The 11569-nt window shown below is 68.4% G+C and carries 13 protein-coding genes; 9 read left to right on the top strand and 4 right to left on the bottom strand.

What is annotated here, in order from left to right; translation table 11 throughout:
- Positions 1-19: 19 nt before the first annotated feature.
- The 8 genes from EII35_RS02470 to EII35_RS02505 all read left to right on the top strand — a co-directional run bounded on the left by EII35_RS02470 (position 20) and on the right by EII35_RS02505 (position 7261).
- Complete coding sequence (locus EII35_RS02470; protein ID WP_125226880.1) at positions 20-1525, top strand: sugar ABC transporter ATP-binding protein; 1506 nt, start codon at positions 20-22, stop codon at positions 1523-1525.
- A 1-nt stretch (position 1526) separates the two neighbouring features.
- Complete coding sequence (locus tag EII35_RS02475; protein WP_125226881.1) at positions 1527-2546, top strand: ABC transporter permease; 1020 nt, start codon at positions 1527-1529, stop codon at positions 2544-2546.
- A gap of 1 nt (position 2547) precedes the next feature.
- On the top strand, positions 2548-3564 hold the full coding sequence (locus tag EII35_RS02480; RefSeq protein ID WP_125226882.1) for an ABC transporter permease: 1017 nt from the start codon (positions 2548-2550) through the stop codon (positions 3562-3564).
- Positions 3561-4121: an RpiB/LacA/LacB family sugar-phosphate isomerase gene (locus EII35_RS02485; protein WP_125226883.1), complete on the top strand. Its 561-nt coding sequence runs from the start codon at positions 3561-3563 to the stop codon at positions 4119-4121. The genes EII35_RS02480 and EII35_RS02485 overlap by 4 nt, the downstream gene beginning before the upstream one ends.
- 52 nt (positions 4122-4173) lie before the next feature.
- Entirely contained in the window at positions 4174-4728 is a 555-nt protein-coding gene (thpR, locus tag EII35_RS02490) for an RNA 2',3'-cyclic phosphodiesterase (protein ID WP_125226884.1), read from the top strand.
- Positions 4729-4813: 85 nt separating this feature from the next.
- On the top strand, positions 4814-5386 hold the full coding sequence (locus EII35_RS02495) for a TetR/AcrR family transcriptional regulator (RefSeq protein WP_125226885.1): 573 nt from the start codon (positions 4814-4816) through the stop codon (positions 5384-5386).
- 103 nt (positions 5387-5489) lie between these two features.
- Positions 5490-6449 (top strand): ATP-binding cassette domain-containing protein, encoded by a 960-nt coding sequence (locus EII35_RS02500; protein ID WP_125226886.1) that lies wholly within the window; start codon positions 5490-5492, stop codon positions 6447-6449.
- Positions 6446-7261, top strand: a complete 816-nt coding sequence (locus EII35_RS02505; protein WP_125226887.1) for an ABC transporter permease — start codon at positions 6446-6448, stop codon at positions 7259-7261. The genes EII35_RS02500 and EII35_RS02505 overlap by 4 nt, the downstream gene beginning before the upstream one ends.
- A 57-nt stretch (positions 7262-7318) precedes the next feature.
- Here EII35_RS02505 and cysK read toward each other — a convergent pair whose 3' ends face one another.
- A complete protein-coding gene (cysK, locus tag EII35_RS02510; RefSeq protein WP_125226888.1) occupies positions 7319-8248 on the bottom strand; it encodes a cysteine synthase A in 930 nt (309 codons plus the stop codon).
- Between the two features lie 100 nt (positions 8249-8348).
- Here cysK and guaA point away from each other — a divergent pair, with 100 nt between their 5' ends.
- Entirely contained in the window at positions 8349-9902 is a 1554-nt protein-coding gene (gene guaA, locus EII35_RS02515; RefSeq protein WP_125226889.1) for a glutamine-hydrolyzing GMP synthase, read from the top strand.
- Between the two features lie 142 nt (positions 9903-10044).
- Here guaA and EII35_RS02520 read toward each other — a convergent pair whose 3' ends face one another.
- The 3 genes from EII35_RS02520 to EII35_RS02525 are packed head-to-tail and all read right to left on the bottom strand — an operon-like array spanning position 10045 to position 11523.
- Positions 10045-10272, bottom strand: coding sequence for a PspC domain-containing protein (locus tag EII35_RS02520; RefSeq protein WP_125226890.1), 228 nt, complete (start codon positions 10270-10272; stop codon positions 10045-10047).
- A 25-nt stretch (positions 10273-10297) separates the two neighbouring features.
- The gene (locus EII35_RS15760; protein WP_185744123.1) at positions 10298-10474 is read right to left on the bottom strand and encodes a hypothetical protein; all 177 of its coding nucleotides are present in this window, start codon (positions 10472-10474) and stop codon (positions 10298-10300) included.
- Positions 10471-11523 carry a PspC domain-containing protein gene (locus EII35_RS02525; protein ID WP_125226891.1) on the bottom strand — a complete coding sequence of 351 codons (1053 nt, stop codon included), beginning with the start codon at positions 11521-11523 and terminating at the stop codon, positions 10471-10473. Before EII35_RS02525 ends, EII35_RS15760 begins: the two co-directional genes overlap by 4 nt.
- Between the last annotated feature and the right edge of the window lie 46 nt (positions 11524-11569).

The raw sequence follows: 11569 nt of genomic DNA on the forward strand, positions 1-11569 counted from the left end.
CGAAGACGAAGGAGCCACCATGAGTCAACCTGTGCTGACGGTCCGTGGTCTGGAGAAGTCCTTCTCCGGGGTGAAGGCCCTCGACGGGGTGGATCTCGAACTCCAGGAGGGCGAGATCCACTGCCTCGCGGGTGAGAACGGCAGTGGCAAGTCCACACTCATCAAGATCATCTCCGGGGTCCATCGCCCCGATGCGGGGGAGATCGTCCTCTCGGGCAGGTCCTACTCCCATCTCACGCCCATCGAGGCGATGCACGGTGGGGTCCAGGTGATCTACCAGGACTTCTCGGTCTTCCCGAACCTGACGGTGCTGGAGAACCTGGCGTTGACCAGCGAGATCTCGGCGGGGCGTCGTCTCGTCAGCTGGAAGCGGTTCCGGCGGATCGCCGAGCGGGCCGTCGCGACCATCGACTTCTCGGTCGACCTGGACGCCCGCGTTGGGGATCTCTCCGTCGCCGACAAGCAGCTCATCGCGATCTGTCGGGCGCTGCTCACCGACACCCGGCTCATCATCATGGACGAGCCCACCACGGCGCTCACCCACCGCGAGGTGGAGGCCCTGTTCAAGGTCATCCTCGACCTCAAGCAGCGGGGCATCGCGACGTTGTTCGTGAGCCACAAGCTCGACGAGGTGTTCGAGATCAGCGAACGGTTCACGATTCTGCGCAACGGCCGGTTGGTCACGACCGCTGAGCCCCACGAGCTGGACCATCGGACCTTCGCCCGCCACATGACGGGTCGGGAGTTCACGGATGAGCCGCTCGTCCCGGCGCGTGAACCCGGCGAGGTCGTCCTGGAGGCCCGGGGGCTCGGGTTGACCGACGCCTTCTCGGACGTGTCGTTCACGCTGCGTCGGGGTGAGGTGCTCGGCATCACCGGGCTCCTCGGATCGGGCCGCACCGAACTGGCGCTCACCCTCTTCGGGGTGTTCCGGGCCGACGCCGGGTCGCTCAGCATCAACGGCCAGCCGGTCCGGCTCCGCAGCATCCGCGACGCCATCGCCCACGGCATCGCCTATGTCCCCGAGGACCGACTCACGGAGGGACTGATGCTGGAGCGCTCCATCGCGGACAACATCGTGGTCTCGGAGCTCGATGACTTGTCCTCGCGCCTCGGGGTGCTGGATCAGCGCCGTCGGCGCGACGAGGTGCAGCGCTGGGTGGAGGAGCTGAGGATCGCGACCGCGGACCCCGGCAACCCGGTCAAGACGCTGTCCGGCGGCAACCAGCAGCGGGTCGTGTTGGCGAAGTGGTTGGCCACCAACCCGGACGTCCTCATCCTCAACGGTCCGACGGTCGGTGTCGACATCGGTTCCAAGAGCGACATCCACCAGCTGTTGCGCGGGCTCGCGGACGACGGGATGGGGATCGTCGTCATCTCCGACGACATCCCCGAGCTGCTGCGCCTGACGAACCGGATCCTGCTGCTGAGGGATGGGCGTCTCGTGGAGGAGCTCGATCCCGCGACGCTGACCCAGCAGCAGCTGTCCGCCCGGATCACCGCCGACGCCGTGAAGGAGGCCTGACATGGGTGCATTCGTCCACAGGATGCTCCGCGCGAACGAGTTCTACGTGTTCCTCGTCATCCTCCTCCTCGCCCTCGTCATCCAGCTGCGGTCCGGGCAGTTCTTCACCCCGAACAACCTGGTGGACCTGGCTGGGGCCATGGTGGTGCCGGGACTGTTCGCCGTGGGGGCGCACATGGTGCTCGTCTCCGGCGGCATCGACGTGTCCTTCCCGATGCTGGCCTCGCTCGCGGTGTACGCGGTGACGAGGTCCCTCGTCGACGGCGGCTACTCGGGCGGTTTCCTCCTGCCCCTGACGCTCGTCCTCGTCCTGGGTGCCGTGCTGGGGGCGTTCAACGGGGTCTTCACGTCGCGGCTGGCGGTCCCCACCCTCATCATCACCCTGGGCACCGCCAACGTCTTCTCCGGCATCATGCAGGGGGCGCTGAACTCCGTCCAGATCCCGCAGCTCCCGGCGTCGATGGCGGAGTTCGGGCGGGCGTCGCTGTTCACGGCCACCAATGCCGAGTCCGGGCTGACGTCGAGCATGCCGCTGTCCTTCCTGCTGCTCGTCGCCGTCGTCGTCATCGTGTTCCTCATCATGAGGTACACCATGTTCGGGCGCGCCATCTACGCGCTCGGTGGGGACGAGAGCTCGGCGGTCAGGGCCGGGTTCAAGGTGGGCCGGGTGAAGTTCTGGCTCTACGTCATCGTCGGGGTCATCGCCGCCCTGAGCGGTCTGGTGCGGACGACGATGATGGGGCAGATGCATCCGACGAACCTCGCGGGCATCGAGATGGAGGTCATCGCGGCCGTCGTGCTCGGCGGGACCGCCATCACCGGCGGCACGGGAACCCTCACCGGGGTCATGCTCGGCACCCTGCTCATCGTCATCGTGAAGAACAGCATGATCCTCACTGGCGTTCCCACGGTCTGGCAGCGCTTCGCGCTGGGCCTGTTGATCATCATCGGCACCGGCATTTCCGCCGTGCAGTTGACCATGCGACGTCGGCGGCAGCGCCTGGTCGCGGAGAGGACCTGAGATGACCTCGGTTTCCTTCATGTCGCGGTTGAGGGGCTGGGACGCCCACATCGTGCGCCTCGTCGTCTTCCTCATGGCCCTGTGTCTGGTGTTCCTCGCATTCCGGAGTCGGGAGTTCCTGAGCACGGCCACCTGGCAGTCCATGGCGGTGCAGTTCCCCGAGTACGGGCTCATGGCACTCGGCGTCATGCTCACCATGGTCACCGGCGGGATCGACCTGTCATCGGTGGGGGTGGCCAACATGACCTCGGCGGTCTCGGCGACGGTGATGCTCGCCATGGCGCCCCGGGGCGCCTCGGACGGTCAGCAGCTCGTCTCCGTGCTGGTCGCGGTGCTCGTGGCGCTGTTGCTGGGACTTGCGGCGGGGCTGCTCAACGGTTTCCTCGTGGCCGTGGTGCGGATCCCCGCGATCCTCGTCACCCTGGGCACCCTCGAGTTGTTCACCGGCGTGGCCATCGTGATTTCCAATGGTCGTCCCATCAGCGGTCTGCCGCCGGCCTACAGCTCCATCCTGGGCGGCAAGCTGCTGGGGATCCCGATGCCCCTGGTGGTGTTCCTCGTCGTCGCCCTCCTCATCGGATTCGTCCTGCACCTGACCTCCTTCGGGGCCAAGCTGTACCTGCTCGGCAGCAACGCGACCGCTGCCAAGTTCAGCGGTCTCGACTCGGTGTGGCTGCTCGTGCGCACCTACGCCCTGTCGGGGCTCTGCGCTGGTGCCGCGAGCCTCGTCATGTTGGCGAACTACAACTCGGCGAAGGCCGACTACGGGGTGAACTACACCCTGCTCACGGTCCTCATCGTCGTGCTCGGCGGGGTCAACCCCAATGGCGGCAGCGGCCGACTCATCGGGGTGTTGCTGGCGATCGCCATCCTGCAGATCCTGTCGTCGGGGCTCAATGCGTTCCCGCAGATCAACAACTTCTATCGTCCGTTGCTGTTCGGTGCCGTGCTGCTCATCGTCGTCAGCACCACCGATCTCGGGAAGCGACTCAGATTCACCAGGAAGGAGCCCGCATGAGTGGCAGGGAACGACGCGTGGTGATGGGGGCCGATTTCGCCGGATTCCCCCTCAAGGAGAGCGTCAAGGCCCACATCGTCTCCCGGGGCTGGGAGGTCACGGACCTGACCCCGGTGCTGGAGGAGACGCCCATGTACCACCGGGTCGGTTTCCGGGTCGGGGCCGAGATAGCCGAGGGCCGATTCGCCAAGGCCCTCGCCTTCTGCGGCACCGGCATGGGTATCCACGTCGCCGCATCGAAGTGCCCCCACGTGCATGCGGCGGTGGCCGAGTCGGTGCGCGCGGCCAGGCGGGCGGCCGCGGCGAACAACTGCAACCTGCTCGCCATGGGAGCCTTCTGGGTGGGGCCGCGCCTCGGGATGGCGATGGCGGAGGCCTTCCTTGAGACCGAACTCGGCGACGGCTACGAGCACTGGGATGGGTTCCTCGAGTACCACCGGCTGGGCTACGACGAGTGCGAGGCCTTCGACTACGAGGCCTACCGGACGAACGGATTCCAGGTGGTGAACCCGGGCGAGGTGGTGCTGGGGCCCGAACCCCCGGGGCTCGCGTTCTGACGGCCGAGGGTGAGCGCGAGGCAGGGGCCCGGCCGACGGTAGGCTGGGCGCGATGCGATGTTTCCTTGCTGTCGTGCCCCCTGCTGACGTCGTCGATGACATCGCCCGGTTCCTCGAGCCCCGTCACGGGGCGGAGGGCTGGGCCTGGACCCGGCCCGAACGATTCCATCTCACCCTGGCCTTCATGGCCGACCATCCTGAGCAGCGGATCGACGAGCTCACCGCCGCCCTGGACGAGTGGGCCCGTGACCGTGCCCCGCTGTCGATGGAGATCGCCGGGGCCGGGTGCTTCGGTCCCGTGGAGCGGGCCAAGGTGCTCCACCTCTCGGTGCCCGGCACGGCCGGGGAGGTCCTGGGGGAGTGGGCCACCCAGCTGCGGGCGTTGGTGTCCCACCACGGCGGCCGCCCCGACGGGACGGGTTTCCGCCCGCACCTCACGGTCGCCCGCTCCCGACGTGGTCAACGGGCCGGACGGCTGCTCCAGGCCCTCGACACCTACGCCTCGCCCCCGTTCCTCGTCGACGAGGTGGTGCTGGTGCAGTCCCTCCTGGCCGAGCACCGGCACGAGATCCTGCACTGTTCGGCATTGACCGGCCCCTCCGCCTGATCCGCGTCGCCTCCCGTCCGGGCGGCGTGAACTTCTGTCGAGCCGCTACTGTACGGATGTACATGTACAGGTGTACAGTAGCGGCATGGCCAAGCGAACCAGGGATCCCGAGGGACGGAGGAACATCATCCTCCGTGCCGCCGGTGAACTGATCCGTGAGATCGGGGTCAGTGCCCTGACCCACCGCAAGGTGGCGGAACGGGCCAAGGTGCCCCTCGGATCCACCACGCAGTACTTCGCGTCGCTGACCGACCTCATCGCCGAGGCCCTCACCGGCATGGCTGAGGAGCGGGAGGTGATGCTGGACGAGGCCGCCCAGAACATTCGCCGGGCGGAGGATGTCGCCTCGGTCCTGGCCGAACTCGTCGAGGAGTCGGTCACGGACCCGACATTCCTGCGCAACGAGCTGTCCTTCTGGCTCTTCTACGCCATCCATCCGAAACTCGAGGGCCTGATGCGCTCCAGCGATGAGGTGCTGCTGCGGACCCTCGCCGAGATCTCCACCCCTGAGCAGGCCAAGGCGATCGTCGTCCACATCTACGGCGTGATGCTGCACATCGCCGTGCACGGGCAGACCATGCCCCGCGACGAGATGGAGGCCGGCTTCCGGCGGCTGCTCAGCGATCCCCCCGCCCCTGACAGCAGGGGTGGGCCATGAAACCGATCGGGTGGCCGCGGGGCGGGACCCCGGGCCACCCGACGGGGCAGGGCGTCGTTGCAGCGACGCCTCGCCTCTTCCAACCACGAGAAAGGTCACTCCCATGTCCTTCATCCGTGCGCAGGAATTGCGCAAAATCTATCAAACCCGCAGCGGGCCGGTCCGTGCCCTCGACGGCCTCGACCTCGAGGTGGAGCAGGGAACGGTGATGGCCCTGCTCGGCCCGAACGGGGCCGGCAAGACCACCGCGGTCAAGGTGCTCACCACAGTGCTGCGCCCCGACTCGGGGCAGGCGATCGTCGCGGGACACGACGTCCTGGCCCACCCCGAACGGGTTCGGCCCATCATGGGGGCCTCCGGTCAGTTCGCCGCCGTCGATGAGGAACTCACCGCACGGGAGAACCTGGAGCTGATCGGCAAGCTCTACCAGCTGGGGCGCCGTCGGGCCAGGACCCGAGCCGCCGAACTGCTGGACGCCTTCCATCTGGCGGATGCCGCGGACCGTCCCCTCGCCGGTTTCTCCGGAGGCATGCGGCGACGGGTCGACCTGGCGGGGGCGCTCGTCGTCGAGCCGACCGTGCTGTTCCTCGACGAACCCACCACCGGTCTCGACCCCACCTCCCGCAACGATCTGTGGCAGGTGATCCGCGAGCGCGTCGGTGCCGGAACCACCTTGCTGCTCACCACCCAGTACCTGGAGGAGGCCGACCAGCTGGCCGACCGTATCGCCGTGATCGACCATGGCCGGGTCATCGAGGAGGGGACCGCCGATGAGCTCAAGGCCCGCGTCGGCGGACAGCGCATCGAGGTGACGGTGGTCTCGCCCGATGACCTCGAACAGGCGCGGCGGATCGTCGCGATCCACGCCGTGGGCGAGGTGAACACGGTGGACCGCAGCATCGTCGCCCAGGTCGCGGATGCCACGACGGCGCTGGTGGTCGTCCTCGAGGAACTCCGGGCGGCGGGCATCGGACTCCACGACGCAGGGATCCGTCGCCCCTCCCTCGACGACGTCTTCCTCACCCTCACCGGGCGGGGCCAGGCCGAGGAGGTGGCGGCATGAGGCCGATCAAGCGTTCCGGGGTCGCCGCCTGGTTGGCCGATGTCGGGGCCCTGACCACCCGCAACGTCATCGCCCTGAGGCGCAGCCCTGAGGTCGTGGCGTTCTCCGTGCTCCAACCCATCCTGTTCGTGTTGCTGTTCACCCAGGTCTTCGGCGGGGCCATCAACGTCCAGGGCAGTGACTACACCAACTACCTCCTGGCCGGGATCTTCGGGCAGACCATGGTCTTCGCCTCCCTCGTCTGCGGCATCTCCATCGCCGAGGACCTGAAGAAGGGGATCATCGATCGATTCCGCAGCCTTCCGATGCATCCCAGCGCCATCCTCATGGCCTGCACCCTGTCCAACCTCATCGTGAGTGCCTTCTCGATCCTCGTCATGGCCGTCACGGGGCTGCTGGTGGGATGGCGGTTCAGCGAGGGCGTCGGGAACATGCTCGCCGGGCTCGCCCTGTTGCTGGGCTTCTCCTGGGCGATGAGCTGGCTCATGATGGCGCTCGGGGTGTTCCTCGGGGACTCCCGGACCGTCAACACCGCGGCGATGCTCGTCGTCATGCCGATGTCCTTCCTCAGCAACGTCTTCGTGCCGTTGGAGAGTCTCTCCGGTTGGATGCGGGTCGTGGCGGAGTGGAACCCGGTCTCGGTGCTGGTGCAGGCGTGTCGTGGCCTGTTCGGCAACCTCGGCACCGCTCCGGTTCCGGAGGTGTGGCCGCTCCAGAACCCCATCGTCGCCACCGTCGGCTACCTGGTGGTCTTCGTCGCGGTGTTCGCGCCCCTGGCGGGGGTGGCCTTCCGCACCAGGACCAAGGTCTAAGAGGGTGGCTGGGCCCCGGGGAATCCCCCGGGGCCCAGCCACGTCAGGCGCAGGCGCTCAGGCGTCGACGAGCCCCTCGAACAGGACCGTGCTGAGGTAGCGCTCCCCGAAGTCGGGCAGGACCACGACGATGGTCTTCCCGGCGTTCTCCGGGCGGTTCGCCACCTCGACGGCCGCGGACAGCGCCGCACCGGAGGAGATCCCGACGAGGAGACCCTCCTGCGTGGCGGCAGCCCGTGCGAACTCCAGCGCCTGGTCGATGGAGCGGGTGATGACCTCGTCGATGACCCCGCGGTCGAGGATCTCCGGCACGAAGTTCGCCCCCAGACCCTGGATCTTGTGGGGTCCGGGCTCACCGCCGGAGAGCAGCGGCGACTCGGCCGGCTCGACGGCGATGACCCTCACCTCCGGCTTGCGCTCCTTGAGCACCTGCCCGACCCCGGAGACGGTGCCGCCGGTGCCGACCCCGGCGACGACGATGTCCACGGCCCCTTCGGTGTCCGCCCAGATCTCCTCGGCGGTGGTCCGGCGATGGACCTCGACGTTGGCGCGGTTGGCGAACTGACGGGCGAGGATCCCGCCCCGCTCGGCAGCGATCTCCTCCGCCTTCGCGACGGCCCCCTTCATGCCCAGCGGCCCGGGGGTCAGCACCAGTTCGGCCCCGTAGGCGCGCAGCAGGGCCCGGCGCTCCACCGACATGGTCTCCGGCATCGCCAGCACCACCTTGTAGCCCTTCGCGGCCCCCACCATCGCCAACGCGATGCCGGTGTTGCCGGAGGTGCCCTCGACGATGGTCCCGCCCGGCCTCAACTCCCCGGAGGCCTCGGCGGCGGCGATGATGGCCGCCCCGATCCGGTCCTTCACCGAGTTCGCCGGGTTGTAGAACTCGAGCTTGGCGAGCACCGTCGCGTTGTCACCCGCGACACGGTTGATCCTGACGAGGGGGGTGCGGCCGATCGCGGCCGTGACATCTGAGTAAACGGTCATGGTTGGTCAACCCCGTGACGCACCCGATCTATTCCCGGCCACGTTGTTCGAGTGCGGAGTCGCTTGGACCCTGCCGCGCCGACGGTCATAGACTCACTCCATGACTTCCCAGCACGATCTGGTCCTCGTCGTCGATTTCGGGGCCCAGTACGCCCAGCTCATCGCCCGGCGGGTCCGGGAGGCGGCCGTCTACTCCGAGATCATCGGATCGGATGTCCCGGTGGCGGAGATCCTGGCCCGCCGCCCCGCCGCCATCATCCTCTCGGGTGGCCCGTCCTCGGTGTACGCCGAGGGGGCGCCGTCGGTGGACCCGGCCCTCTTCGAGGCGGGCATTCCCGTGCTCGGAATCTGCTACGGCTTCCAGGCGATGGCCCAGGCGCTGGGCGGCTCCGTCGCCAAGACGGGGCAGCGCGAGTACGGCCGCACCCCGCTGTCGATCCAGAACTCCGGCAAACTCCTCGGCACCCTGCCGAACACCCTCAACGTGTGGATGAGCCACGGCGACTCAGTCTCGCGCGCCCCGGAGGGGTTCCAGGTGCTGGCCCGCACGGCGGGGGCGCCCGTGGCGGCCTTCGAGTGCCGGGACCGCAAGCTCGCCGGGGTGCAGTGGCACCCGGAGGTGGCTCACTCGCAGTGGGGCCAGCAGGTGCTGGAGCACTTCCTGTTCAACATCGCTGGCCTCACCCCGGACTGGACCCCGGAGAACATGGTCGCCGAGGCCGTCGAGGCGATTCGCACCGAGGTGGGGGAGCGGCGTGTGCTGTGCGCCCTCTCCGGCGGGGTGGACTCCGCCGTCGCCGCCGCCCTCGTGCAACGGGCCATCGGTTCCCAGCTGACCTGCGTCTTCGTCGACCACGGCCTGCTCCGTGAGGGAGAGGCGCGACAGGTCAAGGAGGACTTCGTCGAGGTCACCGGCGTCGACCTCGTCGTCGCGGACGAGGAGGAACGCTTCCTCGGCGCGCTGGCGGGGGTCACCGAGCCGGAGACGAAACGCAAGATCATCGGCCGGGAGTTCATCAGGACCTTCGAGACGGTGGCGGCGCGCCTCGCCGGCGAGCGGGGCATCGACTTCCTGGTCCAGGGCACCCTCTACCCGGATGTCGTCGAGTCGGGCGGCGGGGTGGGCACCGCCAACATCAAGAGTCACCACAACGTCGGCGGGCTCCCCGACGACCTGCAGTTCAAGCTCATCGAGCCGTTGCGCACCATGTTCAAGGACGAGGTGCGCTCCGTCGGGCTGCAACTCGGGTTGCCCGAGTCGTTGGTGTGGCGCCACCCCTTCCCGGGCCCCGGATTGGGCATCCGCATCATCGGGGAGGTCACGAAGGAACGTCTCGGGATCCTGCGTCGTGCCGATGCCATCGCCCGTGAGGAGTTGGCGCTGGCGAAGAAGGAACGCGAGATCTGGCAGTTCCCCGTGGTGCTCCTGGCCGATGTCCGCTCCGTCGGGGTGCAGGGCGACGGCCGCAGCTACGGGCACCCGATCGTCCTGCGTCCCGTCACCTCCGACGATGCGATGACGGCGGACTGGGCCAAATTGCCGTGGGAGTTGCTGGAGAAGATCTCAACGCGGATCACCAACGAGTGCGCTGACGTGAACCGGGTGGTGCTCGACATCACGAGCAAGCCGCCCGCCACCATCGAGTGGGAGTGAGAAGGAGAAACTGCTCGTCGCGGGCAACGCCTGGGGGAGGCGGCGGCGACGAGCAGCTCCATGGGGGGAGCCCCATCATCCCGTGGCTGACCTCTGAAAAGCCAACCCGAACCTGAGTGCTGGCCAAAAGGATGACGCCTTCTCAGTCGCGGCGACGGAACTCCGAGCGCAGGTCCTCGAAGGCGGTGCCACCTTGGTCGCGGGGAACGAAGAGCCAGAGCACCACGTAGATGGCGATGCCGCTGCCCCCGAGCAGGACGAACACCACGAAGGCGAGACGCACGATCAGGCTCTCGACGCCGATGGCGCGTGCGATGCCACCGCAGACCCCTGCGATGATCTTGTCGCTGTTGGAGCGCTTGAGGGACATGATGGTTTCCTTTCTTCTCCGATGGTCAGGGACGACGCCAGAGACTGAGCATGAGTCCGAGGGTGCCCGTCCCCAGCAGCAGGCCGGCGAACCACAGCCGCGCCTCGCCGGGTAGTGGGAAGCCGAGGGCGAGCCACAGGACCACCCCGCTGAACCCCGTCACGACGAGGCCCGTCAGCAATGTCGGCACGTCCCGTCTCATTCCGGGTACTCCACTGTCACCCGCGAGGCGGTGGCCGTCACGGTGAGGTGCAGGGGGACGTCCGGCGTCTGGGCGGACGACGTTGGGAGACGGCGCGGGTACCGAACCTGGGACAGGGTCTCCTGGGTGTCGATGTCGACGGGGGCGGCGGGCAGGAGCACGAGGACCTCGCTCGCCACGGCTGCGATCCGGATCGTCGTCGCGCCGTCGGGGAAGCCGTTGCGCAGGTCGATCGTGACCGACTCGGCGACATGGGTGTAGCTCAACTCCGTGCCCGTGCGGATCGGGTTCCCGGGGGCGACCGCCTTGGCCGCTCCCAGCGTCCCCAGCAGTCCGGCCGAGACGAGCAACACCAGCAGGAAGGCCGTGGGTAGGCGTCGGGAACGCGCCAACAGCGCCCACATCAGGGTGGAGACACCAGCGGCGCCGATGCCGACGGCGGCCGAGACGAGGATCGAGGCGGTGAGAACCGCGGCGATGACGGCACAGCCGATCCCGATCAGCGTCACCCCCACGGCGGCCCACCAACTGCCGGGAGTCCGCTCACTCATCGCCGGGGACGCGGCGGTGTCGGTCATGGTCTCCGGGGCGTACAGGTCGACGACGGGCAACGGCTCCGGGCCCTGCTCCTGCCTGGCGGGGGCGGGGATGCGCCGGCGTCGGAACGCCACGATGAGGAGCGCCAGCAGCAGCGTCGGCACGATGGAGATGGGGGCCAGCTGGGACAGCAACCCGGCGGCCACGACGGAACTCACCGCGATGACGAGCCACTGGGAACGGGCCGGCCAGGTGGCGAACCCGGGCAGGTACCTGCCGATGGGAGGAACCGCGTCGCCCGCCCGGACCGTCAGCAGGACACCCCATCCGTAGGCGATGACACCGACCCCTCCGACGGGGACGAGGAGGATGAGGGCCACTCGGATCAGCAGCGGGTCGATCCCGAATCGTGCCCCGAGGGCGCGGCTCAGCCCGGGCAGTCTGGTCCCGGCCGGGCGCTCCAGCCGCGCAAGGCTCGGGTGAACCATCCCGAGATCGACCAGTTCCGTCATGACTCCAGTGTGTCCCAGCCGGGTTCGAAGGGCCATCCGGGGAGCC

The organism is Arachnia propionica, assembly GCF_003932785.1.
In the GTDB taxonomy this organism is placed as follows: Bacteria; Actinomycetota; Actinomycetes; order Propionibacteriales; family Propionibacteriaceae; genus Arachnia; species Arachnia propionica_B.

Coding starts and splice junctions, on each gene's coding strand:
- EII35_RS02470 (WP_125226880.1), top strand. CDS start 20: ATGAGTCAACCTGTGCTGACGGTCCGTGGTCTGGAGAAGTCCTTCTCC.
- EII35_RS02475 (WP_125226881.1), top strand. CDS start 1,527: ATGGGTGCATTCGTCCACAGGATGCTCCGCGCGAACGAGTTCTACGTG.
- EII35_RS02480 (WP_125226882.1), top strand. CDS start 2,548: ATGACCTCGGTTTCCTTCATGTCGCGGTTGAGGGGCTGGGACGCCCAC.
- EII35_RS02485 (WP_125226883.1), top strand. CDS start 3,561: ATGAGTGGCAGGGAACGACGCGTGGTGATGGGGGCCGATTTCGCCGGA.
- thpR (WP_125226884.1), top strand. CDS start 4,174: ATGCGATGTTTCCTTGCTGTCGTGCCCCCTGCTGACGTCGTCGATGAC.
- EII35_RS02495 (WP_125226885.1), top strand. CDS start 4,814: ATGGCCAAGCGAACCAGGGATCCCGAGGGACGGAGGAACATCATCCTC.
- EII35_RS02500 (WP_125226886.1), top strand. CDS start 5,490: ATGTCCTTCATCCGTGCGCAGGAATTGCGCAAAATCTATCAAACCCGC.
- EII35_RS02505 (WP_125226887.1), top strand. CDS start 6,446: ATGAGGCCGATCAAGCGTTCCGGGGTCGCCGCCTGGTTGGCCGATGTC.
- cysK (WP_125226888.1), bottom strand. CDS start 8,248: ATGACCGTTTACTCAGATGTCACGGCCGCGATCGGCCGCACCCCCCTC.
- guaA (WP_125226889.1), top strand. CDS start 8,349: ATGACTTCCCAGCACGATCTGGTCCTCGTCGTCGATTTCGGGGCCCAG.
- EII35_RS02520 (WP_125226890.1), bottom strand. CDS start 10,272: ATGTCCCTCAAGCGCTCCAACAGCGACAAGATCATCGCAGGGGTCTGC.
- EII35_RS15760 (WP_185744123.1), bottom strand. CDS start 10,474: ATGAGACGGGACGTGCCGACATTGCTGACGGGCCTCGTCGTGACGGGG.
- EII35_RS02525 (WP_125226891.1), bottom strand. CDS start 11,523: ATGACGGAACTGGTCGATCTCGGGATGGTTCACCCGAGCCTTGCGCGG.